26 protein-coding genes are annotated in these 25,841 nt (G+C 58.6%); 18 read left to right on the top strand and 8 right to left on the bottom strand.

Translation table 11 applies throughout. From position 1 onward, the window contains the following. Window positions 1–182: 182 nt before the first annotated feature. On the top strand, window positions 183–383 hold the full coding sequence (locus O8B93_RS11205) for a hypothetical protein (RefSeq protein WP_269709991.1): 201 nt from the start codon (window positions 183–185) through the stop codon (window positions 381–383). 1,687 nt (window positions 384–2,070) lie between these two features. Here O8B93_RS11205 and repC read toward each other — a convergent pair. From repC to repA, 3 genes are all read right to left on the bottom strand, one after another. Beyond that, window positions 2,071–3,333 carry a plasmid replication protein RepC gene (repC, locus tag O8B93_RS11210; RefSeq protein WP_269709993.1) on the bottom strand — a complete coding sequence of 421 codons (1,263 nt, stop codon included), beginning with the start codon at window positions 3,331–3,333 and terminating at the stop codon, window positions 2,071–2,073. Window positions 3,334–3,573: 240 nt separating this feature from the next. Continuing rightward, window positions 3,574–4,617, bottom strand: a complete 1,044-nt coding sequence (gene repB / locus O8B93_RS11215; RefSeq protein WP_405049056.1) for a plasmid partitioning protein RepB — start codon at window positions 4,615–4,617, stop codon at window positions 3,574–3,576. Continuing rightward, window positions 4,614–5,825 (bottom strand): plasmid partitioning protein RepA, encoded by a 1,212-nt coding sequence (gene repA / locus O8B93_RS11220; RefSeq protein WP_269709997.1) that lies wholly within the window; start codon window positions 5,823–5,825, stop codon window positions 4,614–4,616. Before repA ends, repB begins: the two co-directional genes overlap by 4 nt. A 373-nt stretch (window positions 5,826–6,198) precedes the next feature. Between repA and traI the strand changes: the two genes are divergently transcribed. The 14 genes from traI (at window position 6,199) to O8B93_RS11290 (ending at window position 18,118) form a co-directional block, all read left to right on the top strand. After that, on the top strand, window positions 6,199–6,822 hold the full coding sequence (traI, locus tag O8B93_RS11225; protein ID WP_269710000.1) for an acyl-homoserine-lactone synthase: 624 nt from the start codon (window positions 6,199–6,201) through the stop codon (window positions 6,820–6,822). Between the two features lie 12 nt (window positions 6,823–6,834). Next, window positions 6,835–7,812, top strand: a complete 978-nt coding sequence (gene trbB / locus O8B93_RS11230; RefSeq protein ID WP_269710002.1) for a P-type conjugative transfer ATPase TrbB — start codon at window positions 6,835–6,837, stop codon at window positions 7,810–7,812. Next, a complete protein-coding gene (locus tag O8B93_RS11235; RefSeq protein WP_269710004.1) occupies window positions 7,802–8,185 on the top strand; it encodes a TrbC/VirB2 family protein in 384 nt (127 codons plus the stop codon). The genes trbB and O8B93_RS11235 overlap by 11 nt, the downstream gene beginning before the upstream one ends. Further along, the gene (locus O8B93_RS11240; protein WP_269710006.1) at window positions 8,178–8,477 is read left to right on the top strand and encodes a conjugal transfer protein TrbD; all 300 of its coding nucleotides are present in this window, start codon (window positions 8,178–8,180) and stop codon (window positions 8,475–8,477) included. Before O8B93_RS11235 ends, O8B93_RS11240 begins: the two co-directional genes overlap by 8 nt. A gap of 9 nt (window positions 8,478–8,486) precedes the next feature. Next, a complete protein-coding gene (locus O8B93_RS11245; protein WP_269710008.1) occupies window positions 8,487–10,943 on the top strand; it encodes a conjugal transfer protein TrbE in 2,457 nt (818 codons plus the stop codon). Continuing rightward, a complete protein-coding gene (gene trbJ, locus O8B93_RS11250; RefSeq protein ID WP_269710010.1) occupies window positions 10,915–11,718 on the top strand; it encodes a P-type conjugative transfer protein TrbJ in 804 nt (267 codons plus the stop codon). The genes O8B93_RS11245 and trbJ overlap by 29 nt, the downstream gene beginning before the upstream one ends. Beyond that, the gene (gene trbK, locus O8B93_RS11255) at window positions 11,715–11,915 is read left to right on the top strand and encodes an entry exclusion protein TrbK (protein ID WP_269710012.1); all 201 of its coding nucleotides are present in this window, start codon (window positions 11,715–11,717) and stop codon (window positions 11,913–11,915) included. The genes trbJ and trbK overlap by 4 nt, the downstream gene beginning before the upstream one ends. Next, entirely contained in the window at window positions 11,909–13,084 is a 1,176-nt protein-coding gene (gene trbL, locus O8B93_RS11260) for a P-type conjugative transfer protein TrbL (RefSeq protein WP_269710014.1), read from the top strand. Before trbK ends, trbL begins: the two co-directional genes overlap by 7 nt. 24 nt (window positions 13,085–13,108) lie before the next feature. Next, entirely contained in the window at window positions 13,109–13,771 is a 663-nt protein-coding gene (locus O8B93_RS11265) for a conjugal transfer protein TrbF (protein WP_269710016.1), read from the top strand. Between the two features lie 17 nt (window positions 13,772–13,788). Then, window positions 13,789–14,601, top strand: coding sequence for a P-type conjugative transfer protein TrbG (trbG, locus tag O8B93_RS11270; protein WP_269710019.1), 813 nt, complete (start codon window positions 13,789–13,791; stop codon window positions 14,599–14,601). A gap of 3 nt (window positions 14,602–14,604) precedes the next feature. After that, window positions 14,605–15,042, top strand: coding sequence for a conjugal transfer protein TrbH (trbH, locus tag O8B93_RS11275; RefSeq protein WP_269710021.1), 438 nt, complete (start codon window positions 14,605–14,607; stop codon window positions 15,040–15,042). Between the two features lie 12 nt (window positions 15,043–15,054). Next, a complete protein-coding gene (trbI, locus tag O8B93_RS11280) occupies window positions 15,055–16,353 on the top strand; it encodes an IncP-type conjugal transfer protein TrbI (protein ID WP_269710023.1) in 1,299 nt (432 codons plus the stop codon). Window positions 16,354–16,456: 103 nt separating this feature from the next. Next, window positions 16,457–16,678: a hypothetical protein gene (locus O8B93_RS11285; protein ID WP_269710024.1), complete on the top strand. Its 222-nt coding sequence runs from the start codon at window positions 16,457–16,459 to the stop codon at window positions 16,676–16,678. A gap of 726 nt (window positions 16,679–17,404) precedes the next feature. Next, the gene (locus tag O8B93_RS11290; protein WP_269710300.1) at window positions 17,405–18,118 is read left to right on the top strand and encodes an autoinducer binding domain-containing protein; all 714 of its coding nucleotides are present in this window, start codon (window positions 17,405–17,407) and stop codon (window positions 18,116–18,118) included. Here O8B93_RS11290 and O8B93_RS11295 read toward each other — a convergent pair. Beyond that, the gene (locus O8B93_RS11295; RefSeq protein WP_269710026.1) at window positions 18,111–18,428 is read right to left on the bottom strand and encodes a transcriptional repressor TraM; all 318 of its coding nucleotides are present in this window, start codon (window positions 18,426–18,428) and stop codon (window positions 18,111–18,113) included. The genes O8B93_RS11290 and O8B93_RS11295 overlap by 8 nt on opposite strands. A gap of 197 nt (window positions 18,429–18,625) precedes the next feature. Between O8B93_RS11295 and O8B93_RS11300 the strand changes: the two genes are divergently transcribed. The 3 genes from O8B93_RS11300 (at window position 18,626) to O8B93_RS11310 (ending at window position 20,003) form a co-directional block, all read left to right on the top strand. Beyond that, window positions 18,626–18,838 (top strand): helix-turn-helix domain-containing protein, encoded by a 213-nt coding sequence (locus tag O8B93_RS11300; protein WP_269710028.1) that lies wholly within the window; start codon window positions 18,626–18,628, stop codon window positions 18,836–18,838. A gap of 158 nt (window positions 18,839–18,996) precedes the next feature. Beyond that, window positions 18,997–19,629, top strand: a complete 633-nt coding sequence (locus tag O8B93_RS11305; RefSeq protein WP_269710030.1) for a DUF433 domain-containing protein — start codon at window positions 18,997–18,999, stop codon at window positions 19,627–19,629. Then, complete coding sequence (locus O8B93_RS11310) at window positions 19,626–20,003, top strand: DUF5615 family PIN-like protein (RefSeq protein ID WP_269710032.1); 378 nt, start codon at window positions 19,626–19,628, stop codon at window positions 20,001–20,003. Before O8B93_RS11305 ends, O8B93_RS11310 begins: the two co-directional genes overlap by 4 nt. A 16-nt stretch (window positions 20,004–20,019) precedes the next feature. Here O8B93_RS11310 and O8B93_RS11315 read toward each other — a convergent pair whose 3' ends face one another. The 4 genes from O8B93_RS11315 to traA are packed head-to-tail and all read right to left on the bottom strand — an operon-like array spanning window position 20,020 to window position 25,678. Continuing rightward, window positions 20,020–20,634, bottom strand: a complete 615-nt coding sequence (locus O8B93_RS11315) for a TraH family protein (RefSeq protein WP_269710034.1) — start codon at window positions 20,632–20,634, stop codon at window positions 20,020–20,022. A 16-nt stretch (window positions 20,635–20,650) separates the two neighbouring features. Continuing rightward, complete coding sequence (locus O8B93_RS11320; protein ID WP_269710036.1) at window positions 20,651–21,814, bottom strand: conjugal transfer protein TraB; 1,164 nt, start codon at window positions 21,812–21,814, stop codon at window positions 20,651–20,653. Continuing rightward, window positions 21,804–22,370, bottom strand: coding sequence for a conjugative transfer signal peptidase TraF (gene traF / locus O8B93_RS11325; RefSeq protein ID WP_269710038.1), 567 nt, complete (start codon window positions 22,368–22,370; stop codon window positions 21,804–21,806). Before traF ends, O8B93_RS11320 begins: the two co-directional genes overlap by 11 nt. Then, window positions 22,367–25,678: a Ti-type conjugative transfer relaxase TraA gene (traA, locus tag O8B93_RS11330; protein ID WP_269710039.1), complete on the bottom strand. Its 3,312-nt coding sequence runs from the start codon at window positions 25,676–25,678 to the stop codon at window positions 22,367–22,369. Before traA ends, traF begins: the two co-directional genes overlap by 4 nt. Window positions 25,679–25,841 lie beyond the last annotated feature (163 nt).

Here is a 25,841-nt window from a genome sequence, read left to right on the forward strand (position 1 = left end):
GAAGGATGTCATTCCAATTTGCCTCGATCCGCTCGATGTTAACGGGTTCGCCAACGAGCAAGGCTAGGTTCTCGGGAGGCCCGTCACTAGATGCAAGTCGTCGGCTTTTACATTGCTGCCAGCACCGTTGGCGCTGACACCGCCTCCAGCACGGCGCCTGAAGCACAAGGGCCGATTCCGCGTTGAAGAAGATCGAGCGGCGGCTGCCCGCTCTCAGCAGGACGCGTGCGCAGCCCAGCCCAAAACTCGACCATGACGGCATTTTTCGCACCGCCATCGGCGGAATCTACACCACCAGTACCGCCGCTCCCCGACGAAGAGAAGCCATTCTGCCGGACCACCTGTTCGCCACGCTGGAGACGCGACAGGGGAACCCGGTGTGATTGCGCCATAGAACAGACTGGCTTAGCCGGTGCGCCGCGCCATCCAGGGGTCATAGGGCTGGATTGCCGTCGCGACGAGACCGGCGAAGGCCGCGATTGGAGCGAGAGCTTCGGCCTACTCGCCGTCGTGCGCAGCGAAACCGGCTGGCTCGAAGTCGAAATCGCTCGCAGTTGGTCTGACGCCCCCTGGTCGGTCGTCGCCGTCGAAGCCAGGATCAGGTTCGCTCGGATTGCAATAGGTTCCTGCTTCCGCTCGTCACGATAGCCGGAGTCCGCGGCGATCTTTCCGAGAGCGGGCGCGCCAAGGATTTGCGGCCAATCGCTTCGCATCGGCGCCGCCTCTTCGGCTCAGGTCGGCGAGCCGTTATGTCCAGAGGCAACTCCACCAACCTAGCATCGAGATAACCCGCAAATATCAGCGGCGACGCGTCCGGCTCCGGGTAAATCTTATCAAGACATCGGGGTTCTAAGGTGCTGGGCTTGTTGCCTAGGGGTGAGGGCAGCTGCTGCCGGAAGACCTTTGGCCGAGGTGGCTTGCTAACCCCGGGTTCTCCGCTAACCGACGAGCAAGAAATTGAATCAACGTATCAGTGATTCCTTTTTTGCCTCATCAGATATTGTTGAGGAACTAAGTGGAGCGCTTGCAACAATGACGACACTACCGAACGTGGCCATTTAATGCCTGGCGCTTGTAAAACCTGGATCCCGGCTTGCCCGCGAGTGGAGGTAAACAAAACCGAGCTACGGCATCTACGAGTACGATCCAGTCTTTGAAAGTCGGGAACTACGTTGGGGCTCTGGCTCCTGGCAAGAGCTTGCTGACGAGGATCACACTGATCTGATCCTGCTCACACAGTTCGGCGAAAAAAGTGGACGCGCTTTTTAACTGAGATCTTCTTATACGATCAGGTAAGCTAAATACCTTTGAAGGCCTCACGGCTCCAACGTGCAGACGGTTTTGCTCTCATCCGATTTTAGTTCCACGAATATTCGACTGACTTCAAATGGGGCACCGAACCTCATCAGATTGATGCTTAGGGATCAAAGTCAGAAGCACGACTATGGCTTTGCTCAAGGAATTAGGAGAAACTTATTCAAAATCCGCTTGTTCGTGATCAATTACCTCCCTCTTCTTTATACGCAAAGCAGCTTGAAAGGCGGGGGGACATGAACGCACGATGGCGCTTGCCACCGCGTCCTCCGACGCAATAGAGTAGCATTTAGTGGTCTCTGGGCTTCAGTGACTTCCCCGACATGGTGTTCATACGGAACTCCTCCTGTAGAACCTTAAGCTAGTTCCGACTGGCTTAGTGGCTGCAAATACCCGAAAAGTAACAACTGTTACTTTTCGGGGCATAAAGACCATAGCTTTCAGATCGCTCCAAACGTATTTGAGGTGGCTCTACGAATGCCATCCTCCCTTGGCAACTGCTACCCGCCCGGCTATCAGATGTACGATGGAGGCTCCGCTCTGGAGGTCTCGACGGCTCCCCCGAACCGTGGAACGCACCTACTCATTACACCCGAAGTCTCCTGACGACCCCGTCGGCCCATATGATGATATATACCACTATGTGGCCAACATCAGAAACGAAGTCGTTGTAGGAAGAAGCGTTCAGATTTTCATTCGAGTCGATGCTCAACGGCAAGATCTCCCGGCCGGCAAAAGTAACAGCTGTTACTCCTCTCAGAAACTTCCATACCTGCTGTCAGCAAGGCCGAAGAGGCTGCGCTCCAGGTTCAGCCTACCGTCGACAGCGCGGTCGATCATCGCACGGAAATATCCGCCAGGTCTTGAGATTTGCTCAGGGTCGCGGATCGCCTTTTCGAGTACTGTCGCCAAAATCGCCGCTGCAGCATATAGCCCGACCTTCTTTTGTCCATCGGCCCAACCGGCTTCCGACAAACCTATCATCCTGCGAAGCGTCTCACCTGATCGACCGAGCGTAGACCAACTATCGAACTGCTGCGCGATCATTGACTGCGTGCCAGGGCAGGCGGCCTGAATAAGGCCAAGTGACACCGAGCCCAACACTTCAGCCTGAATCGTGCTTACCTCTCGATCCACATTGCCGGATTGGCCTTGCTTAACTCCAGTGGCTCCGCGAGGCTTTTTTTCAAAAGCCTTTTCGGCCGCTGAGCGGCCGTTAGAGTTTGATTGTTCCCGCTCGTTAGAGCGGGTCCGCTCTTCTTTACTTTCAGATGGAGATTCTCGGGTTGTATTAATATTAGGGCTGACGTCAATGTCACCCTCGCATGACAAATTAAATGGTAAAAACTGAGGTGTGAGCGCCGTCAACGCCCTACTGTGGAGTTCCCGTACTAGCTCAGCCCGTTTCATCACGCCGCCATCGACAGCCAATATCACACCAAGCTCTGATTTTACACAGTCTGCTTTTGACGGGTTGGCTGAGCAAAGGTCTTCGATCGCTCGTGAAAGCCTGCTGATATCCCGCTTCGCTTCAAGTTCGGCGTTCAACCGCTTTTGATATTGATCGACCGCCTGCTTCAGCTCTTCAACCCTCACACGCGATGGTGTAAAGTCAATTCCAAAACCGGCCTTCACATCACCGGCTTCATTCCGATAGATAAACCGCCGGCCCGTTGAACTATCTCGATAGGCCGCGATGCCAGCTTCGACCAGGCGCCGAATGCATCGAATTACCGTGCGCTCCGAGCGCATCGTATATTCGGCTAACTTCGCATTTGATATCGCCACAATAGGACGTCCAGAGCCCTTCCAGTCATCAGAGCGTGAGAGCCCGAGGAGAATATCCATCACATGATACGTCGTACCGTCGATGCCTAAGACTGGTGCCGCCTTCTTCAAAAGCAATGCCATCTCTGACTTCGTTGTGTCAGGAACATCGTTTGCCATCGCAAGACGTGCACTTGCGGCGATTTCGGGAGTGACTCGTCGAAACGACGCCACTAACGACACTTCAGTCATAGCTTTCCTGCTGCGGATCAAAGGATCGCAGTCCCAATCATTCGATTTTCAGGAAGCCTTCGGATCGTTAGGCGCAAAAAAACCGTCCCTGGTAGTTACAGAGACTTGATTAACGCCCTCGTCCGTCCTAGAATCAGAATGTACAGCTGATGTTGACGGTGCAGAGATGTTCCGTTGGCCAATGGTTCAAGGGTCTATCGATTGCAGTCGATGGGCCCTTTTCCGTTTCTGGTGACTAAATCATTCCAGAACCCTTTCCTTGCTTTGTTGAAACTCTTCGAAAAGCTTAGGTAGCCGTTGCAGCAACCAGTCCGAAAGCCCAGGAAGGCGATTGTCAGGAATTGATATGCGAGTCGAATTATCGGTCCGCTTCGCTGCGATGATGGCGCCACCGCCCAGAGTGACTTCGACCAAGTCTGGCTTGCGTTTTGCAGACTGATCGAAAGCATCTATGATCAGCGCAAACCGCTGATCGCTTCCGCTCTCTGACCATGCAGAAGATGCGGTCACATCAGCCAGGATTTCCTTCTGTCTGGTGCTTAGGCTCCGGTTATTGATCAAAGCCCCCAGCTTTTCCCATTTTGGACGACCGACCGAGGAGGCTGGCCCGATCAACCGGATGAGCTCCTCGGGGATCAGCGCAGCGGTGTTTGTGAGGATCGAGATATAGGCCAGGCGTTGCCCTTCCTTGCGACCTAATGCGTCCGATATCACTTCCCGCGAGTATTTCCGCTCCCTTAGCGTCAGGGCAAACAGAGCTTGCTCGATGAAGGATAGATTGAGTCGCTCGGAGTTCTCGATGCCCTGTGAGACAACAAGCTCCTCGTCGCTCAAGTTGCGGACGATGGCCTTGACGGGTCGCTTGAGTATCTGGCAGGCACGGAGGCGCCGGTGGCCATAGGCAGCCTGAAAGTGGCCCGGTTTCCCGGCCAACGGACGCACAAGAATAGGAAGCTTCTGACCAGCTTCTTTGATCCCTTCTACGAAAGCTTGAAAGCTCTCGTCGCCTTCGATATCCAAGCGATCATTGACAAACGACGGCACGACACGGTCAGGGTCGAGTTCAATAATCGATTCAGCAGAAAGAAGCTGATCATGAAGACGCCTATTCTCGTCTTCGATTGAGACGAACGCTCGGTCCATGGACTTGACGGCCGCGGAGCCGACTCGACGCTTTTCCTGGTCGATAGGGGAGGGCGACGTTTGCTTCGCGAGCGCCTCAGTATCGACGTTCGCGAACAAGCTCTTCATCCGCTGATTTCGTTCTTTGGGATTTACCATCATCTACCCCACACGTCTTTAATGTGAAGAAAGATTTCGCGGTTGACCGCGTCCACGGACTCGAGTGCGCGACTAAGCGTATCGCGTCCAACGCTTCCTCTCGATAATTCATAGAGACTCTTCTTTTCGAGCCCCGCGCTCGCGATCGCTGTCGTCTCAACGACAGCCGGGGCTAGAACATCTTCTTTGAAGAGGGATCGGAGCAAAGTCACTACGTTCACCTGAGGGCCATCATTCGGATTATGCCGCGTAATTACATACCGAATGAAGTCGTGACTGAGTGTGCCACCACGATCTTCAATCACGCTCATAAGATCGCTCATCATAGCGAGGAACTGGTTCATACTCGCGACGTCAATCATCGCGGGATGAATAGTAATAAGCAGCGCGGTGGCAGCACAAAGGGCGCCAAGTGTCAGGTAACCGAGTTGAGGAGGGGCATCGATCAAAACTATGTCGTAGTCTGCTTCAACTTCGCTGATGACGGCCGACAGTCTGCGAAAGAAAATCTCATCTCCTCGGCCGTATCCGTCCGCGATAGCCTGCGGAGTTTCGTGCTCGTACTCCATCAGTTCCAAGTTCGCCGGGATCAAATCAATCCCTGCGAAATAGGTCTTTCGTATCACTTCTCGGACGGGTCTCCGTCGATCATCATATCGAATAGCAGCATAGACGGTCTCGTTCTCGTCAACGTCGAACTCGGGCTGGTATCCAAACATTGCCGATAATGATGCTTGCGGATCGAGGTCGATCGCAAGAACACGGAGGCCCTGGATTGCGAGGTAATGCGCCAGATGGACTGTTGTCGTGGTTTTGGCTGAGCCACCCTTGAAGTTTGCGACCGCGATAACCTGCAATTTCTCACCGTCTCGGCGGCGCGGAAAAAACTCTAGTCCTTCGTTCGGGCGCTTTCGAGCGAGATGCTCGCGTATCTGATTTACCTGAGAGAGCGTATAGATCCGTCTGCCGTTGTCCTGCCGGTCGGGAATAGCGCTCTCCCCATCGAGCGACATCTGGCGTAGCGTCGATTCCGCAATACCGAGCAGCGCCGCAACTTCGCGTGAGGTGAAAGTCTTGAGGCTCTTCGCGGCCTCAGGTTCATAAAGCCGCTCGCGGATTGACTGGAGCTGCGCAGACAGCAACTGTGATTGTCGGCTGATCTTCATCGCCGATGATTCTGCAGGTTCGATCTGCTGCGAGTTCGCTCTCATTTTGCCTCACGACGGTTTTTTTGTGATCGGCAGTGATTTTCCGTCGAGGGACAGTTACCCGATTCCCGCTTTGCGTCAAACGTTAGTTCGTTAACCGACTGTTACGGTCCAACTCAGAAATCTGTAGAGCAAAGACGATTTACCAGCAAAGACATATGTTTAGCAGCTTCCCCGGCATTCCTCGTTCACTATTCGTTTTACTGTGAATCCTACAAACGTAACGCATATCAAATTATGATCACCGCGCAATGTCGTCGCGTTTCGGCCAATCTGAAGAACGACTCAGCTGGTTCTACCTTGTAGGATTCTACAACTCCCTCTCAACTACGATTCGTGCTGAGTTCCCCGCCGACCAATGTCGACGGAGAAATTCATGCACATTCTCGCGATCTCAAAACCACTTAATGCTCAGGAAGCCGAACTTCTCCGGCGCCACCAGCAGTTACGCGCGCGCGTCTTCGCCGACCGGTTAGGCTGGGAGGTTGCCGTTGCAGATGGCCTGGAATCGGACGCCTATGACGACCTAATGCCGACCTACATCCTTGCAGTTTCCAACCGTGACCAAGTGGCGGGATGCGCAAGGCTACTCCCAGCCCTTGGCCCGACAATGGTGGCCAACGTCTTCGACTCGCTGCTTCCGAATGGCGGGCTGAATGCACACACCGCGATGATCGAGAGCTCCCGTTTTTGCGTCGATACGACCCTTGAGGAGGGCAGGGGAGACGGCTCCGTCCATGAAGCGACCCTGACCATGTTCGCGGGCATCATCGAGTGGTGCGTGGCCAACGCCTACACGGAGATTGTCACGGTAACCGATCTCCGGTTCGAGCGGATCCTCGCGCGCGTCGGCTGGCCCCTACAGCGGTTGGCTGAGCCGAAGAAGATCGGGGTGACCATGGCCGTGGCCGGGATCCTGCCCGCAAACGCCGACACATTCCAACGGCTCCGGCCAACCAACTACCGATCCGAACTCAGCACCGTCAGCCAGGCAGCGTAAGGAAAAAACGCCTTGAACCAGCTTCGCTCTCATCCTCGACTTGTCCGCAAACTCCAGGAGGCGCTCGGCGACCAACTCTGCATCGCGTTGGACGACTCAACCGTCGTCGAAATCATGCTCAATCCCGATGGCAAGCTGTTCATCGAACGGCTGGGGCATGGCGTGGCGCCGGCCGGCGAAATGTCCTCCGCAGCTGCGGAAATGGTGATCGGAACCGTGGCGCATGCACTCCAGTCCGAGGTCGATACCGAGCAGCCGATCATCTCAGGGGAATTGCCAATCGGAGGTCATCGCTTCGAAGGATTGTTACCTCCCGTAGTCGCCAAACCGGCCTTCACCATTAGGCGGCGTGCCTCGCGCCTGATCCCGCTCGACGATTATGTGCGCTCTGCCGTTATGAGCGAACATCAGGCTTCGACTATCCGCAGCGCAATTTCGTCGCGGCTCAACATCATCATCTCCGGGGGCACTGGTTCCGGCAAGACGACGCTTGCTAACGCCGTCATCGATGAAATCGTCAAGTCTGCCCCGGAAGACCGCCTCGTCATCCTTGAAGACACCGCCGAGATTCAGTGCGCCGCCGACAACGCCGTGCTCCTGCACACCAGCGATAACGTCGACATGGCGCGACTGTTGAAGAGCACCATGCGCCTGCGTCCGGACCGGATTGTCGTCGGCGAGGTCCGCGACGGTGCCGCGCTCACGTTGCTGAAGGCTTGGAACACTGGCCACCCTGGTGGTGTCGCGACGATCCATTCCAACACCGCGATGTCGGCGCTCCGCCGCCTTGAGCAACTAACCGCCGAAGCCAGCCAACAGCCCATGCACGAGGTGATAGGTGAAGCGGTCGATCTCATCGTCTCGATAGAACGGACGCCGCGCGGGCGGCGCGTTCGCGACGTCATCCAGGTCGAGCGCTTCGCGGGCGGCCAATACGAGATCGAATCTGACCAGCTTACGGAAGAACAGGAGGCGCGCCATGTCGCGTAGAAACGCTGTCATCGCCGTCGCACTCCTTGCGGCACCTATCGTCCTTTCCTCGGTCGCGCCGGCGCTCGCCAGTTCCGGCGGAAGTCTTCCGTGGGAAGGACCGCTGCAGCAGATCCAGGAGTCGATCACCGGACCGGTCGCCGGCGCCATCGCGCTGGCGGCCGTCGCGATCGCAGGCGGCATGTTGATCTTCGGTGGAGAGCTGAACGATTTCGCGCGGCGGCTCATGTATATCGTGCTTGTCGCCGGCATCCTGCTTGGGGCCACCAACATCGTCGGCCTATTCGGCGCGACGGGAGCTTCCATCGGAATTCCAGACGAGCAAACCACCTCGATCGGTCAAAGCGAAACAGGGGAGGGGGCTCATGGCTGAGTCCCTGTCCGGGCTGCAACGCAACCGCATCCACCGCGCGTTGTCGCGTCCAAACCTTCTGATGGGCGCGGACCGGGAACTGGTGCTGATCACCGGCCTTGCCGCAGTCATTCTGATTTTCGTTGTCCTCACGATCTATTCCGCGCTCTTCGGCGTTGCCGTTTGGATCGTCGTCGTCGGGCTCCTGAGAATGATGGCCAAGGCCGATCCGCTGATGCGGCAGGTCTATGTCCGCCATATCTCCTACAAGCATTACTACAAGGCGACCTCCTCGCCTTGGCGCCGGTATTGAGGGTCAGGCATGGTTGCTCTCAAACGCTTCCGGGCCACCGGCCCATCCTTTGCGGATCTCGTTCCCTATGCCGGCCTGGTCGACAACGGCGTGCTCCTGTTGAAAGACGGAAGCCTGATGGCAGGCTGGTATTTTGCCGGGCCGGATTCCGAAAGCGCCACCGACCTGGAGCGCAACGAGCTCTCGCGGCAGATCAATACGATCCTGTCGCGCCTCGGAAGCGGCTGGATGATCCAGGTCGAGGCGGTTCGGATCCCGACATTCGACTATCCGTCGGATGATCGTTGCCACTTTCCCGATGCTGTCACCCGCGCGATCGACGCCGAGCGGCGGGCACATTTCGCGCGCGAGCAGGGGCATTTCGAGAGCAAGCACGCGATCATCCTCACCTATCGGCCGCTCGAGTCCAAAAAGACGGCCCTCAGCAAATACATCTACTCGGACGAGGAGAGCCGGAAGAAGACCTATGCGGACACGGTGCTGTTCATTTTCAAGAACGCTGTCCGGGAGATTGAGCAGTATTTCGCCAACACCCTGTCGATCCGTCGCATGGAAACCCGGGAAACTGTCGAGAGGGGAGGGGAGCGGGTCGCCCGCTATGACGAGCTGCTGCAATTCGTTCGCTTTTGCGTCACAGGCGAGAACCATCCGATCCGACTGCCGGATGCCCCAATGTATCTCGACTGGCTTGCAACTGCCGAGCTCGAGCATGGCCTGACACCGAAGGTCGAAAGCCGTTTCCTCGGCGTCGTGGCTATCGACGGACTGCCGGCCGAGAGCTGGCCGGGAATTCTCAACAGCCTCGATCTGATGCCGCTCACCTATCGCTGGTCATCGCGCTTCATCTTCCTCGATGCGGAAGAGGCCCGGCAAAAGCTCGAACGCACCCGTAAAAAGTGGCAACAGAAGGTACGCCCGTTCTTCGATCAGCTCTTCCAGACGCAGAGCCGGTCGGTAGACCAGGACGCCATGACCATGGTCGCCGAGACCGAAGACGCCATCGCTCAGGCGTCCTCGCAACTGGTGGCCTATGGCTACTATACGCCGGTCATCGTTCTTTTCGATCGCGACCGGGAGGCACTGCAGGAAAAAGCAGAAGCAATCCGCCGGCTGATCCAGGCGGAGGGTTTCGGTGCACGCATCGAGACGCTCAACGCCACTGACGCCTTTCTCGGCAGCCTGCCGGGTAACTGGTATTGCAATATCCGGGAACCGCTGATCAACACAAACAATCTCGCGGATTTGATACCGCTCAACTCAGTCTGGTCGGGCAACCCGGCCGCACCTTGCCCGTTCTACCCACCGAATTCGCCACCGCTGATGCAGGTGGCAAGCGGATCGACGCCATTCCGCCTGAACCTCCATGTCGATGACGTCGGTCACACGCTGATCTTCGGGCCGACCGGCTCGGGAAAGTCAACACTGCTGGCATTGATCGCAGCGCAGTTCCGGCGTTACGAATGCGCCCAGATCTTCGCCTTCGACAAGGGGAACTCGCTCCTGCCGCTCACGCTTGCTGCCGGTGGAGATCACTATGAGATCGGTGGCGACGCTCAAGAAGAAGCAAAGGCGCTTGCCTTCTGCCCGCTGTCGGATCTCTCCAGCGACGCAGACCGGGCATGGGCCACTGAATGGATCGAAATGTTGGTCGCCCTGCAGGGTGTCGCCATCACTCCTGATCATCGCAACGCCATTTCGCGCCAGATTGGGTTGATGGCCAGCGCAGCCGGTCGATCGCTTTCGGACTTCGTCAGCGGCGTTCAGATGCGCGAGATCAAGGACGCGCTCCACCACTACACGGTCGACGGACCGATGGGCCAGCTTCTCGACGCAGAACAGGATGGTCTCTCGCTCGGTGCCTTCCAGACCTTCGAGATCGAGCATCTGATGAATATGGGCGAGCGCAATCTGGTGCCCGTGCTGACCTATCTCTTCCGGCGGATCGAGAAGCGTCTCGACGGTTCGCCGAGCCTGATTGTGCTGGATGAGGCCTGGCTGATGCTCGGTCATCCAGTGTTCCGCAGCAAGATCCGCGAGTGGCTCAAGGTGCTGCGCAAGGCGAATTGCGCCGTCGTGCTTGCCACGCAGTCGATCTCAGACGCCGAGCGCTCCGGAATCATCGATGTCCTGAAGGAATCCTGCCCAACGAAAATCTGCCTGCCGAACGGAGCCGCCCGGGAACCGGGAACCCGCGAGTTCTACGAACGGATCGGCTTCAATGAGCGACAGATCGAGATCGTTTCGAATGCGATACCCAAGCGCGAATATTACGTGGTTACCCCCGAAGGCCGGCGGCTGTTCGACATGGCGCTCGGCTCCGTGGCGCTCAGCTTCGTCGGCGCATCGGGCAAGGAAGACTTGAAGCGTATCCGCGCGCTCCATTCCGACCATGGCCACGACTGGCCGATCCACTGGCTTCAAACGAGAGGAGTTCACGATGCCGCATCGCTGCTCAACTTCGAATAAATGGCTCGCCGGTCTGGTGGCCGCCGCGTTGACGAGCGCAGCCGTGACGCCGGCCCATGCCGGCACGGCCACGGGAGCAGCAACCGAGTGGACGCAGGTTCTCAACAATGGGGAGCTGATTTCGCTGGTCGGGAAGTCCGGCGAGCAGATCCAGAACCAACTGACCCAGATCAGCCAGTTGGCGCAACAGATCGAAACGCAGCTGAACATCTATCAAAACTTGCTGCAGAATACCGCGACCCTCCCCTCGCATATGTGGGGACAGGTTGAAAGCGATCTCAATCAGCTCCGCAGCATCGTTGATCAGGGTCAGAGCATCTCGTTTTCGATGGGCAATGCCGATGACGTGCTGCAGCAGCGCTTCCAGAGCTATTCGAGCCTCAAGACCAACTTACCGGACGCGACAAGTTTTTCGTCGAGCTACCAGAGCTGGTCGGACACGAACCGGGACACGATCGCCAGCACACTGAAGGCGGCGAGCCTGACGGCCGAGCAATTCGATAGCGAGGAAGGCACGATGTCCTCGTTGCGGTCGATGTCCGAAACCGCGGACGGCCAAATGAAGGCCCTGCAGGTGGGTCACGAGATCGCTGCGCAACAGGTCGCGCAGATGCAGAAGCTCCGCGGTCTCGTCTCCCAGCAAATGACCATGATGGGAACCTGGCTTCAGACCGAACAAACCGACAAAGACCTTGCCCAAGCGCGGCGCGAGAAATTCTTCAACGCCGAGGTCAAGAGCATTCCCGAAGGGCAAAAGATGGAGCCTCGCTGGTGAGCCGCGCCGTTGTCATTGCCGTGCTCGTGCTTGTTGCAGCTGTTTCGTCGGCGGCGACCGTGCTGATCGTCAATTCCAAGGAAGCCAACAAACCTGCGCTCACCGAAGAACAACGCGCCGTCAGGGAGAAGTTCTTCGGCTCGAACAAGGAGCTGCCGCCGATCAAGGAAGGCCAGGAGATGCGCCCAAGATGGTGAAACGTCGCCTTGAACAATCGTTCCTGATCGCTGGCCTCCTTTGCCTCGTCTTTGCAGCTCCCGCCTTCGCGCAACAGGGACAAGTCCTGACCGAACTGGAAAATCAGGTTTCGACCGCCGCTAAAGGGTGGGAGACCACCATCATGGATGCGGCGAAATCTCTGTTCTGGATCCTGGCGACGATCGAGGTGGGCATTGCCGCCGTCTGGCTGGCGCTCCAGGCGGCGTCCCTCGACAGCTGGTTTGCCGAACTTGTCCGGCGCATCATGTTCATTGGCTTTTTCGCTTTTGTTCTCACGCAAGGACCGGCCTTTGCCCGAGCGGTCGTCGACAGCCTCTTCCAGATTGGCGCCGGCGGCGGATCGGCGTCGCCCGCCGAGGTGTTCGACGCCGGTATCCGGGTTGCCTCGCAAATGTCGCAGCAGGCACAATTCGGCGTGTTCGAGGACAATGCACTGGCGATCGCGGCCGTTTTGGCGATGGGCGTTGTTGTCATCTGCTTCTCGCTCGTTGCTGCGATTTTCGTGTCAGTCATGGTGGAAATGTACGTCGGCTTACTCGCCGGCATGATCATGCTCGGGCTGGGGGGATCCTCCTTCACCAAGGACTTCGCGGTCCGTTATCTCGTCTACGCCTTCGGCGTCGGCATGAAGCTGATGGCGTTGGTGATGATCGCAAAGATCGGATCCGAGGTCCTGATGGGTTTGGCAAATGCGCCAACGGCCTCTTCAGACCAGTTCGTCACGACGCTCGCCATCGCCGGGATCTCGGTCGTTGTGTTCATCATCGCAATGTACGTTCCGAACATCATTCAGGGTGTCGTTCAGGGCGCGTCCGTCTCGGGCGGAATGGAGGCGATCCGGCACGGTGGTCAGGCAGCCTCCTTTGCGACGGGCGCAGGGTTCCTCGCGGCTGGCGCTGCCGGTGCGGGATTTGCGGTGGGACAGGCTGCTCGAGCTGCAGGTTCATCCGTTGCTGGTGCGGCTCTTCGAGGTTTCGGCGCTGGGATCGGATCCGCCGGGATGGCCGCAGGCTCTGCGGCCAAGGAAAAGGCCATCGGTTCGCCAGGAGCATACGCTGGTTCCATCCTCGGGCTTGCGAACGCAAAGCTGGATCAGGCGCGCAGCGGGCACAGCGGACCAACGCCACCTCCCGAACGCAGAGACTAACAGCAATCAGAAAGTGATAAATCGATGGCAGCGAACCGCGCCCCCGAAAACCCGTATCTTGCCGCGCGCCAGGAATGGAGCGAGCGATACGGCTCCTATGTCCAGGCCGCCGCCGCATGGCGTATCGTCGGCATTCTCGGTCTGACCATGGCCGTCATCGGCTTTGGCTATTCGATGTATCTGAGCACCCAGGTCAAGCTGGTGCCCTATATCGTCCAGGTCGATAAGCTGGGCACGGCGGTGACCGCGGGCTTCCCCGAACAGATCGAATATGCCGATGCGCGGGTGGTGCGTGCCACGCTCGGCAATTTCGTCACCAGCTTCCGCTCGATCACGCCGGACGCCGTGGTGCAGAAACAATATATCGACCGGACCTACGCACTCCTTCGGACTTCCGATCCGTCGACCGAGAAGATCAACGCCTGGTTCCGCGGCAACTCCCCCTTCGAGAAGGCGAAATCGTCCACCGTTGCCATCGAGGTCAACAACATCGTGGCGCTGTCGAACCAGACCTATCAGATCGACTGGACCGAATACGAACGCGACCGCAAGGGCAAAGAAATCGGCACGCGCCGGTTCCGCGGTATCGCGACGGTGACACTCACCGCGCCGCAGGACGAGGCCACCATCCGCCTCAATCCGATCGGCCTTTATGTCCGGGATTTTGACTGGACGGCACAGCTTTAAGGGCAGGGAATTTCTCAATGAACAGAACAGGATTGATCGCAGCCGCCGGCTGCCTGGCCGGACTCGTCTTTGTCGGGGGCGTTGAGGCGCAGAGCATGACGAACAATGAGGTGAAGGGAACGAACATTTCGAAGAAGTGGCGCGGGACATCGGGGCTGGTCACGACCGGCCCCGATGGCAAGGTCATCTTCCTCTTTGGCGAAACCCAACCGTCCGTCGTCTGCTCACCGCTGCAGGTCTGCGATATTGAGTTGCAAGGCGGCGAAATCGTCCGGGATGTCTTGGTTGGAGACACCGTGCGGTGGAAGGTCGAGCCGGCGACATCCGGCGCCACGGGCGGCCAGGCCATACACCTGATCGTCAAGCCGTCGGAAGCAGGTCTCATCACATCGATGGTGGTCACGACGTCGCGCCGCACCTATCACATCCAGCTCAAGTCCCATCCGAGCCAGTATATGGCCCGCGTCGGCTTCGAATATCCGGAGAACGTCTCGACCAAGCTCGCCGATATCAATTCCCGACTCGAGACCGGAGGCATTCCCGGGACGGCGCCCGACAAGCTGAACTTCTCCTACTCGGTGAGCGGGAGCGCCTCCTGGAAGCCGAAGCGCGTCTATTCGGATGGCACCAAAACCTACATTCAATTCTCGAAATCAGTCTCGAGCCAGGACGCACCGGTGCTCTTCGTCGTCAGCGGCGGCCAGAACCGCATCGTCAACTACAGAATGAAGAACGACATGATGATCGTCGATTATGCGGTCGACAAGGCGATCCTCGTCTCTGGCGTCGGATGGCGCCAGCAGAAAATCACCATCCGGCGGGGAGGCTGAGCCATGCACAAGCTTCTCGTCATCATTATCATCGCCACCCTGCTTTCAGGCTGCCAGACGGCCGAGGATGGATTGACCACCAGTTCCACGCCCGTCGCCGTCACCGGCCCCGCCGCAAGTGCGATTGCCGGCGACATGGCGAGCCGGCTCGCCGAACAGATCGGTCCGGCCGGCACGACAACGCTCAAAATGGAAAAGGACTCGTCCGACTTTGCGACCGCACTCGAGGCGGCGCTGAAAGGATGGGGCTACACTGTCATCACCGACGGCAAGGTTGCAAAGGATGTCAAGCCGGTAGAGCTCGCCTATTCGATCGATGGCATCGACGGTCAGGTGCTCGCACGGCTCTCAACGCCATCCGTCGCGCTTGGGCGGGCCTACACCGCATCGGCGGCCGGTGCCACGCCGGCAAGCCCGCTCTCTATCATGCAGCGGAATTGAGGGGAGGCGAGTATGGTCCAATCGCTCCAGCTCGGCGCATCCAATCACGCTGACGATCAAAAAGGGATGCGCCGCCTCAATCGGCTGCCGGTCATCATCGCCATCGTCATCGTCGCGCTGTTCGTGGGCGTGGTGGTGATCGGGCTCTCGTGGCGCGGCCTGCCGTTCAATCGCAGCAACGATATCGACAGTGCCTCGAATGCTCCCGCGACGAATTTCGGAGACCAACTCAAACGCGGCGTCACGGACGGTATCATCGGCGAGCCGGTCGAACGGGAGGCGTTTCAGCCAACACCGGCCGTCGAACAAAAAGTCGAGAAGGAAACACCTGTTGTCGACCGCCGGCCAACTGAACGGGAAGAACGGCGGCCGAGGCTCGAATCCGAAGAGGAATGGAAGGCCCGCCTGAAGCGGGAGCAGGACGAGCAATATATCCGCGAGGCCCAGCGCCAAAGGATGGCTCGGCTGCAGGCGCGGGCAACGGCGCTGGACTCGCCGTTGAAGGTGGATATTTCCGATGTTGAGAAAACCGCCAGCAACGCCACGGACGCGGGCCGGCAGACGACGGCCACGGCCAACAATGCCTCGGACCTCTATGCCGCCGCCATGAAATCCGGGCTCATGGGTCAGAACGCCGATCCGAATACCCAGGCTTCGAAGGAAGATTTCTTCAACCAGGACATCAAGGACCTGGGCTATCTCCCGAACCGGGTCGTACCGCAGATATCGCCGTATGAGCTGAAGCGCGGCTCGGTCATTCCGGCCACGTTGATCACCGGCCTGAATTCAGATTTGCCGGGCAGGATTACCGCGCAGGTCAGCCAGAATGTCTACGACAGCGCCACCGGCTACCGGCTCCTGATCCCACAGGGGGCCAAGCTCTTTGGTCGTTACGATTCCAAAGTCTCGTTTGGCCAGGAGCGCGTCCTCGTCGTCTGGACCGACCTCATTTTCCCGAATGGATCGACCCTGCAGATCGGCAGCATGGCCGGCACGGATGCCGAAGGCTATGGCGGCTTCAAAGACAAGGTCGATCGCCATCTCTGGCGCACCTGGAGCTCGGCAGCCCTCGTCGCGTTAATCGGAACCGGCATTGATATGTCGATGCCGGAGAGTTCGACGCTGGCGACACAGGAAACCGCATCGGACGCCACCCGCCGCAACTTCGCAGAATCCTTCGGCCGTGTTGCTGAGCAGACCATTTCGAAGAACCTGAATGTGCAGCCGACAATCCAGATCCGACCCGGCTATAAGTTTAACGTCCTCGTCGACCAGGACATCATTTTTCCGTCGGCTTACCGCAAGAACTAAAGGAAACGCCGTGGTCTTCTCTGCCGGAGGTGCAAATCTGCACCTTGCCGTAGACGAAGAAATGGTGCCGGATCGTCCTGCTCAACGCGCGAAAGGATAGACGATGACCGAAATGGATCTTGGCGATTTGCCGGATGACGACCCGGATCGTCTCGAAAACACCGCTTTGCCGAAGCGGTTTATCTCGCGCCTTCGAAAGGCGTTTTACACCCGGCTTTCGGATTTCGACGACATGGAGGATATCCAGATGCTACGCGAACCGGGAATTGACTGGCGTATCATCAAAGCGGTCAGATCCGAGCGGGCTCGTATCGACGCTAAGTGATCTTGCGTCTTAGGAAGCGCATGCGGTTGAGTTGGGCTCTGTGCTTGTGCAAAAGGGCCAAGCTCCTGTGTCGCGTTCCTTTCAGTAAACAACAATCGCCTCAGCTTTTGATCTCAACAGCGGAGCACACGATATCCAGCCATTTGCCAATAGCGCCAGGCACCGTTCTATCTCCATTGCGGAGGTCGAAGAGTGCCTCACCTTTGAGACGCACAACGCAAACGGAGAATGCTCGTTTTTCATCACGACTGTTCCATCGGCGCTGAACGTCAGAAATGTCCTACAATCCTCTGCCTAGCGAACGCGGACTGACGCAAATGTTTGCCATCCCTTCTCCCAGGCACACATAGGACGGAGGACGTTTGCGACAATTAGACAGTAATGCGCGCACTGTCCGGCGTCCCAGTAGGGACGTGGCGGATTACTTGGTCATCTTTCAAAAAATCCGAACCATCGGATGAGGGCGAGCATGCGAGCGCAAAAACTTTTCTCGATTTATCATCTTTTTGAGGCCAGCTGCCTTGAAAGCTTCCCCTTTATGGTTAGTGCTAACGCACACGGCAAAAGGGATTGCTTTACATGAACCCGGCACCGTCGGTTGCGTAGATTCCGTCAGTGGGCAACTAACAAATCTGTGCTCGTTGCCAAACAACGATGCCCATCATTCAGCGTCTCGGCTGGCAAATAAAAGACCACCCTACGGTCAAGAAGATAGGAGAAACGTTCATGGATGGAGAGTTTCGCTCGGTCGTCGATATGCTGGAGGCCTCGCAGGACGAGGCCATGATCAAGGGAGCTCTAAGGCAGTTCGCGCATTCCCGCGGATACGAACGCTTTGCTTATCTTGAACAAGAAGGCACCCAGATCAGGACATTCAACTCCTACCCCAAACCTTGGGAGGGTCTTTACCTCTCGGCCAACTATTCCAGCATTGATCCCGTGGTGACGGAGGCGAAGCGCAAACGGGATGTATTCTTGTGGACCGCGGAGGATTGGCCGGCACGCGGCTCTTCAACGCTCAGAAAGTTTCGCGACGAGGCGATCGACCACGGGATCCGCCGCGGCATGACAATCCCTGTAGAAGGTGGTTACGGTGCGTCGATGATGCTGACCTTTGCATCCTCCGAAAGAGAAATGGACGTCACGGCCGCTTTCGACTCGAAAAGTGCAGTCCAATTGGTGATGATTGTCCACTACCGATTGAAGATGATTGCTGGCAAAACCGCCATCAATCCAAAGCAGGTGTTGTCGCCACGCGAGATGTTGTGCTTGACATGGGCGATGAAAGGAAAAAACACGCTCGAAACTGCCGCAGTCACCGGCATCAACTCGAGGACCGTGCAGCATTATCTTGACAAGGCCCGTGCCAAGCTTGGAGCTGAATCAGTGCCGCAGCTTGTGGGAATCGCGAAAGATCGTGGGTTGCTAAGCTCTAACTAGCGTCGTCCAAGGGGACGTCGGGGATGTAGCCAAGCGCGTCGATGATCTGCGACAGCTCCTCCTGCTGCGCCCCGGATTTCTTCTGACGCTCAACGTATTCGTCCTGCAGGCTTGCCAGCACGTCGCTGGAAACCGAGGGATCGCAGCTGGCACGAGTCCACTCCTCGTAGACAGCCTCGTCTGCAGCGAGCAGACGGCGGTGTTCGTATATTGCGGACACAGCCAATTCTTCCAACGCTTCCTTCGGCATCGAACAGAACCGATGATCCCGCTCGCGTCTTTCGGTCTCGGAGGACTCTGCATCGCTCATTCGTTTTTCCTCGAAACTCATTCCTTCACCACTTGAAACGATGCTTTGGCGCCGCATGCGCGGCCCGTGCTACAGACTATCATACGACCAACATTGCAAGTCAGTCGAAGAACGATTGCCATCCAATAACACAGGTCATGTCGAATCGGAACTATAGTTCCTAGAACAATAGTTCCGATTCAGGTTCCGCTCGCGTCATGGATCTCAACGAGGTCATGGCGAGCAATTTGCGTCGAATACGTCATGGCAAGAAACTGACGCAGGAGGAACTGGCGCACCGCACGGGCCTAAGCGCACGCCATATCGGTGCCATCGAGCGCGCCGAGATGTCGGCAACCCTCACGGTCCTTGGCCAAATTTCAGAAGCACTAGGTGTCGAACCCGCCGAGCTTGTGACCAAATCGAACTGATCTGCAGTCGCGCCCTGGTCGACTGGATTTTTAGGGTTTCCGCTTCGAAGCCAATGAGCATCGATCTATTGGGACATCTCGACCGCTGAGATCGAGCATAGGTCAAGGCTTTACACAAGCGGCGGCCGCATTATATATTCTCCACAAGGAGAATGATTATGGCCACCACGTCACACGCCTACACGCCCGCCGAGGCGGCGGCTGTCAGCGAGATCGCTGTGAAATCGGTGCACAATGCGATCGACAAGCGCATCATCGAGACCCATCTCGTTGGTAGCAGGGGTCGAGCACTCACCGATGAGGATCTGCTTCGGTTGAAGCTCTGGTACGGCGTCGGATCGATCTTGTCTGCCGAGCGCCGCAAGCGCTTATTCGAGACGATCGACCAGAACCCCGATGCCGAAACTGTCAGGGCAGACGACTATCTCATTATCGACGTTGCGCGGGCACGAGAACAACTGGCGGCGCGGGCCGAGGCGCTTCGAGAAGCCGAACGAGTGATTGAGAGCGTGAAGGGGGTCGTGGGTGGCGAGCCGGTTTTCAAGCGAACCCGTGTTCCCGTGCGAACGATTGCCGCGATGAAGACCCAAGGCGCAAGTACAGCGGAAATCGTCGAGGGCTATCCTTCGCTCACCGAGCGCATGGTGGAACTTGCCGAGATCTGGGTTGCGGCCCATCCCGCCAGAGGACGTCCGCGGAAGCTTTCGGAGCAGGGCCTGAAGGTGAAATCCGTGAAGCACCTGAGCCTTCGGAACGAGAACGTCTCCAAACCGTCTGGCTCGACCTCGTGAAGTTTCTTATCGATGAATGCCCTCACACGTCTCTCGTGGCCGTAGCACAAGGGCACGGCCACGATTGCTTCCATGTGAACTGGCTAGGACTGAGCGGCGAAACCGACTGGGATCTGATGCCTCGGATCATCGAGGAGGATTTTACGTTCGTCACGAATAATGCCCGCGACTTCCGGAAGCTGTACGCGAAAGAGGAATTGCATGCGGGCCTGGTGATCATTGTCCCGCAGGTGCTTCCCGCGCAGCAACGAGAACTGTTTGCGCTCATACTGCAGGATTTGGCAGGAGAGCAGGATATGGTCAACGAAATCATCGAAGTGACCCTCGATGGCGAGGATGCTGTTCTCACGCGCTATTCGCTTCCGGAAGCATAGCGGCCCTCATTTGGCATCATTTGCCCCCAATCCTCGACAGGTCGATCCGCATCTCTGCTGATCCGACGCTTTCGCCTTTCTCGATGTTTTCAGTGTTTGTATCCGCAGGCGGTATGTCCACGCTGGCCTTGTCCTGGTCTGCCGGCAACACGTGGTCGATCGTGATGCTTTTTCCGGGATCGTCCGCCTGGAAGACGCTCACGCCCTCGAACTCGCCGGTCTTCCAGGCATAGACAGCATCGTCGAAGATTTGCGGGAAAACCTCATTGCTCCTGGTGTTGCCGTACCACTTGGCAACGATCCGCAGAACCTTCGCGAACATCGCCGTTCCCTTGCGGAGGTTTTGGCAGGCGTCGACCAGATCGGGCTTCAGATCGGCCGCGTCCTTCACGCCGACGCCCGCCGGAAACTGCGTCAGGCCGACACGCACCACGGCCTGGCCGACATACTGCCGGACAATCGCCATCGCCTCATCCTGCGTTGTCGCTTTCGGAACGAGGATCAATCGGCCACCTGATTTGACCGTGACGGCCAGCGGATCATTCGTGCCCGCCGCGGTCACGAACTGCTCGACGATTGCGGGCTTCAAAGAGGGATCGGCGCATTGTTGGATGAGAGCAGCGTCGAGCATCAGGTCTCCATGGCATTCAGATGTTGAAGGAAAGAATGACGGGTTTGTCGAACAGGCGCGCCCAGGCTTGCGTCCCGGCGCGCTGGATAGCCACGATCGATGTCCCCTTGGTCCACCAGCCGTTGCCTACGGCGACGATGACGTCCGGATCGTGCAGCATGGATTGAAGAACCGGCCAGACGATCAGTTGCTCGTAGCAGATCAGCGGTGCGACCCGAGCGTCGGCGATAGTCACAACCGGGTTCGAGAAGAAGTGCGCCCGCGCGCCGCCGCTTGCCCCAAGCAGGGAACGCCAAGGCTGCCACATCGAGCCTGGGACCGGCATCCGCTCGCGATAAATGACGCGAGCACCGTCACCGGAGAGGGCGACCTGAACATTGTCGTATCCGCCCGCATCGATGACGGTGGCGCCGGCGATGACGGTGACGTCACTCCCCTGCAGTGCATTTACCCAGAGGCGCTCGACGGTGGGCGTCCAGAAGCCCAGTGCGCTTTCCGGAAGAACAATAATACGAGTTCCAACGGATGCTCGATCCGCCACCGTGGCAATCAGATCACGGTGACGCGGCATGCTGGCGTCGCGCCCCAGCGATGGCCCCATTTCGATGTCGACCCCCTGCCAGGATTCCGGTAGTTTCGCTTCGTCCCAGGTTGCGGCGGACCAGATCCAAAAGCCTGCCAGGACAATCGCGACAGCTGGCCATATGCGGGTTACGAGGCCCATGAGGCCGGCTGTCGCGGCGGCCAGCCCCCACCATCCCCACGCTGGAAACAGCACGCCCGCGGCGGTGATCGGATGCGCCCAGCCGGTGATGCCGAATGGCGGAATGGCCATCAGAACCGCTGCCAGAAGATAGCGACACTGACGAGCACCCGTCCGCTTCGTCCAGAGGACGGTGTGCACGAAGACGAAGCCGGCGGATGCACAGAGCCAGAGCAATAATCCAGGCCGGAGGTCCGACGAATAGAAGTTGGCAACGCCCTGCGGCAATCCCCGGGATGCGGCCAGGAAATAGCCGGCCGAGACAAACGCGGCGGTCCATCTCATTCGAGAAAGTGCCCAGAGAACCGGAAACGTGACCGCGACCGGGAGAAGCAGGACATGGCCACTCCATCCCACCGTCCCGGCGACGATTGAAACGGCAATCAATGCGGTCGGCTGGAGGTGCTCACGGCACATAGGTGAGCACCGGTTGTGCCAAGCCGAGAATGCCGGATGCGGGCAGGGGGCCGAAATAACGGGAGTCATAGGAACCCCGGAACGGTGAATGGAGAAAGACACTTTTCTCCGGCACGATGCCGCCGGACCACGACTTCATCGGTCGGCCCTTGCCGTCCCGTGCAGTCCGAGCGGAAAATGGAACCGGGCGTCCATCGACCGTTACGCCGGTGCCGATTTCGACTTGCTGCCCGGCAATAGCGATGACGGTCTTGATAAGCGGCGCGACCGCGCTCGGGCAGGTTCCTGATCGGAGATAGCCACGCTCTCGCCCCTCCTGCATGACAGGCGTTTGGGGCGGGCAAATGAAGACGAGGTCGCCAGCGGATGCCGGACGATCGAGTGCGACGATACGCCAGAGGCCGAGGGGTTCGCTCGGAGTCAGGTTGATGCGGTAGCCGCCGATGATGGCCGCAGCAACGCTGCCCCCAACGATGAATGCCGCTACCAGCAAGAGCGCGACGGCATTCGATCGTTGCGCACTTCCCATCCGACGTGCAGAGGCCTGCGCCGTCATTTCAACGAGAGCCCCTGGCTCTTTGTCTGGCGCAGGGCTTCTGCCTGTTTCAACGCCTCGGTCGTGCGCTCATGCGCGGCCAGCTGCTGCACTGTCCGCATCGAATTCCATGCCGATTGCACTTCCGCCTTCTGGCCGGGTGTCATCCCCGCAGTGACGGTGTTGAATGTCTGTCCGTTGGTGTCTTTTGCAGCGAGAGGCAGGAAGGTCCGCTCGCCGAAACGCTCCGACACGGCTCTCGCAAATCCCTCCAGTTCCGCCTTCACCATTTTGTCGGCGAGTGCATATTCGAGACCGGCCGGCAGGTCGTTCCGGTCGATCGCATCGCGCACACGTTCGAGGGTCAACTTTGCATTAGCCGAGAGCGCCGGAATATCGATCGACACCTTCAGACGGACCGCACGTTCCTCGAACTCATACTTGTGTTCTGCCTCCGCCCGCTGGCGCAGATAGCGCTCTAAGTTGCGGGTCAGCGCCGGCGCGTTGGTCTCAGCCTTCTCTCGCTCCTGCTTCTCGGCGCGACTTGCGAACATCCCGGTCTTGCCCCTCAGCGCACCGAAGTGTTCAGGGTTCGATCCGATCGTCGCCAGCGTGGATTTTGCGGCAGTCTCGTCTTTCAGCATCGCATCGACATTGATCGCCTTGAACGCGCTTTCCGGCTGCGCGTAGACGAGGTGGAAACGGGTCGAGACTTCCTCCCACTGCTTCTTCAATCCGGGATCGGCGGCGACCTTGTCCTCGATCGCCTGATCGATCGATTTGGCAAAGGTGGTGATACCTGTAACCATCGGCTTGGCCTCCTTGGTGCTGGTTCGATTTGGGGATTGCGGCGCGCCAAGGACGAGCCCGAGCCTGCCGGCGACGGCGGCAAGGCGCGCACCAAGATCGACGAGCTTTTGCTTTTGCCTGACCGTCCATTCCAGCTGGTCACGAAGGAGCGTGCGGGCCACGTTGACGAGATTGAGGCCGCGCGCTTCGGCGAAGCGAAGCGCCTGGCGATAGAAGGCGCTTTTCTCGTAGTCGAGAGTCGTTTCCTTCGCATTTCGTCGCGACAGGATCGGGATCAACCCACCGTTCTTCGCGAAGGATCTGCGCCCGTAATAGACGGCAAGGTCCTCACGATGACGCGTCATGGCAACATAGGTGAGGTGCCGGTCCAGCGAGAGCGAGGCCAGCACCTTCACCCGGTCGACCGTGGCGCCCTGGCTCTTGTGGATTGTCGTGGCATAGCCATAGTCGAGGTTGTTGTAGAAGCGTTGTTCGACCAGGACCTGGCGCGCATGCTCGCCGTCGCCGATCTGTGCGATGATGCGACCCGGTCCGGTCTCGACGACCTTGGCCAGCATGCCGTTCTTGACGCCGAGAGACCCTTCATTCTTGAGGAAGACGATCTGGTCGCCGACGGCGAAATTGCGATCGCCATCCGCCGTCTTGAACATGGTTCCCTTGTCGAGAACCCCGCGTTCGATCAGCTTGATGCGGGCCATCTGGTTCAGCATACGCACGTCCATGCGCAAATGAGCAAGGATCAGCGACGTCTTCGTCGGATCGTAATCGCGGTCCCAGGCAGCGATGAGGTTGTCGACGGCCTCGGCCTTCAGATCCCAGCCGATCACCTTGCCATTGGCGCGGTAGGCATCGACCGCCTTGCCGACATTGCCGCGCGCCAGATCAAGCGAGGCATCGCGCATCCATTGCTCACGCTGCCGGTAGATGGTTTCGAGTTCGGCATAGCCGATGCGATCGGCAATGGCGCGAAAGGCAGCGCCGGCCTCGATCGGTTGAAGCTGCTCGGGATCGCCGATGAGAACGAGTTTGGCACCAGCCTTGGTCACGGCTTCCACGAACAGCGCCATTTGCCGCGACGACACCATGCCGGCTTCATCAAGGACGAAGACCGTCTTGCTATCGAGCTGATTGCGCCCCTCATGCCAACGCAGTTCCCAGGACGCCAACGTGCGAGAGGCGATCCCGGCCTCCTTCTCCAGGCCTTCGGCCGCCTTGCCTGCAAGTGCTGCGCCGACAACGCGATACCCTGCCGCTTCCCAGACTTCGCGTGCCGCCCTCATCATCGTAGTTTTACCGGCGCCGGCACGGCCGATCACTGCGGCGATCCGCTCGGGTCCCGCCACATGCTCGATCGCCGTTTTCTGTTCGTCCGACAGGCGCTCATGACGATCGAATGTCGCCGCCAGCACCGCTTCCCGCACACCATGCGACGATCGCTGCGACAGCCAGATGGCGCGATTGGCCATCTCCGCTTCCAGCCGGATCATGTCGCGCGTCGTGTACTTGGCAGGCAGCCTGGATCCGGTGGCGAGGTCGATCCGCTCGCGTTCAAGACGCAGAGTCTCGGGGTGCAGGATGATCCGAAGCATCAGGCTTTGGAACAGGACTGGATCATCGATGTAGCGGTGCAGGATCTTGGCGACATCCCGCTCGTCGAATACGCTCTTCTCGCGCATGATCATGTCGATAACGAGTTTCGGACTCCGGTCGATCCGTCTCGCGTTTTCGGCTCTGCGAGCGTCCTGCAGTTCGATGCGCTCGAGCTCGACCGGCTTCGAGGCCCCATCCGATTTCCGCTCGATCGCTTTGGTGCCGACACCCAGGTGGATGGTCGGTTCGAGTTCGATCCCTTGCTTCTCAAACGATCGCCCGTCGACGCGAAGGTCGAGACCGGCCAGCGCCAGATGCCGGTTCTGGCAGGCAAACCATCCGTCGCGAAACGCGTTGAAATCGTCGATGCTTCCGGCCCAGAGCTCATAGACGATTTTGCCAGAATCGTTGCGGATCGGATTGCCGTCCGGTCCTGTTACCGCGACCTTCTTGGCGCCGAAGCCATCTTCGTTCAGCGGCCGCAAGGTGGTCATGAGATGGACATGCGGATTGCCGGGCGCGTCATGATAGACCCAGTCGGCCACCATGCCCTTCGACGTGATGTGCCGGTCGACGAAATCCCGCACGAGCGCGATATTCTGCTCAGCCGTCAGTTCTAGCGGCAGTGCGATGGTGACATCCTTGGCAAGCTGCGCATCGGTGCGTTTCTCGAAATCTTCGACCCTGTTCCAGAAAGCCTCGGAGGCGCCGGACACCGAACGGTCCGCGATCATCGAACGCAGCCATTCCGGCGCATCGGCGGGGATGACGAACTCCTCATGAAGCAAGCCCTGCTTGCGGGTGTAGTCGATTGTGCGGGCCTCGCGCTCGAACTCCATCTTGGCGCAGTGCCGGTAGGCCGCCGACAGCACGGCGCTGCGGCCGGAGCCGCGGGCGACAACGCTGACGGAGAAATGAGGGACGGCCACGGCAATTCTTTCCCGGTTGCGAACGAAATCAACGGGTTCGTCGGAAGCGGAAGGCCCCGCCAGGGGCAAAAAGCAGAACGTCGCGTCAGCGACGTATAATTGCGCCCTTCGGATCCGCTCCTTCGGAACGGCCGGGATCATTCACCAAAGCTTGCGCTTTGGC

This window comes from Martinezella rhizogenes (assembly GCF_027460065.1).
Classification (GTDB): Bacteria; Pseudomonadota; Alphaproteobacteria; order Rhizobiales; family Rhizobiaceae; genus Agrobacterium; species Agrobacterium rhizogenes_C.

Excerpts from the sequence above, each read along its gene's own strand:
- repC (WP_269709993.1), bottom strand. The coding sequence starts at position 3,333 with ATGACTGAAGTGTCGTTAGTGGCGTCGTTTCGACGAGTCACTCCCGAA.
- repB (WP_405049056.1), bottom strand. The coding sequence starts at position 4,617 with ATGATGGTAAATCCCAAAGAACGAAATCAGCGGATGAAGAGCTTGTTC.
- repA (WP_269709997.1), bottom strand. The coding sequence starts at position 5,825 with ATGAGAGCGAACTCGCAGCAGATCGAACCTGCAGAATCATCGGCGATG.
- traI (WP_269710000.1), top strand. The coding sequence starts at position 6,199 with ATGCACATTCTCGCGATCTCAAAACCACTTAATGCTCAGGAAGCCGAA.
- O8B93_RS11235 (WP_269710004.1), top strand. The coding sequence starts at position 7,802 with ATGTCGCGTAGAAACGCTGTCATCGCCGTCGCACTCCTTGCGGCACCT.
- O8B93_RS11240 (WP_269710006.1), top strand. The coding sequence starts at position 8,178 with ATGGCTGAGTCCCTGTCCGGGCTGCAACGCAACCGCATCCACCGCGCG.
- O8B93_RS11245 (WP_269710008.1), top strand. The coding sequence starts at position 8,487 with ATGGTTGCTCTCAAACGCTTCCGGGCCACCGGCCCATCCTTTGCGGAT.
- trbJ (WP_269710010.1), top strand. The coding sequence starts at position 10,915 with ATGCCGCATCGCTGCTCAACTTCGAATAAATGGCTCGCCGGTCTGGTG.
- trbL (WP_269710014.1), top strand. The coding sequence starts at position 11,909 with ATGGTGAAACGTCGCCTTGAACAATCGTTCCTGATCGCTGGCCTCCTT.
- O8B93_RS11265 (WP_269710016.1), top strand. The coding sequence starts at position 13,109 with ATGGCAGCGAACCGCGCCCCCGAAAACCCGTATCTTGCCGCGCGCCAG.
- trbG (WP_269710019.1), top strand. The coding sequence starts at position 13,789 with ATGAACAGAACAGGATTGATCGCAGCCGCCGGCTGCCTGGCCGGACTC.
- trbH (WP_269710021.1), top strand. The coding sequence starts at position 14,605 with ATGCACAAGCTTCTCGTCATCATTATCATCGCCACCCTGCTTTCAGGC.
- trbI (WP_269710023.1), top strand. The coding sequence starts at position 15,055 with ATGGTCCAATCGCTCCAGCTCGGCGCATCCAATCACGCTGACGATCAA.
- O8B93_RS11285 (WP_269710024.1), top strand. The coding sequence starts at position 16,457 with ATGACCGAAATGGATCTTGGCGATTTGCCGGATGACGACCCGGATCGT.
- O8B93_RS11290 (WP_269710300.1), top strand. The coding sequence starts at position 17,405 with ATGGATGGAGAGTTTCGCTCGGTCGTCGATATGCTGGAGGCCTCGCAG.
- O8B93_RS11295 (WP_269710026.1), bottom strand. The coding sequence starts at position 18,428 with ATGAGCGATGCAGAGTCCTCCGAGACCGAAAGACGCGAGCGGGATCAT.
- O8B93_RS11300 (WP_269710028.1), top strand. The coding sequence starts at position 18,626 with ATGGATCTCAACGAGGTCATGGCGAGCAATTTGCGTCGAATACGTCAT.
- O8B93_RS11305 (WP_269710030.1), top strand. The coding sequence starts at position 18,997 with ATGGCCACCACGTCACACGCCTACACGCCCGCCGAGGCGGCGGCTGTC.
- O8B93_RS11315 (WP_269710034.1), bottom strand. The coding sequence starts at position 20,634 with ATGCTCGACGCTGCTCTCATCCAACAATGCGCCGATCCCTCTTTGAAG.
- O8B93_RS11320 (WP_269710036.1), bottom strand. The coding sequence starts at position 21,814 with ATGTGCCGTGAGCACCTCCAGCCGACCGCATTGATTGCCGTTTCAATC.
- traF (WP_269710038.1), bottom strand. The coding sequence starts at position 22,370 with ATGACGGCGCAGGCCTCTGCACGTCGGATGGGAAGTGCGCAACGATCG.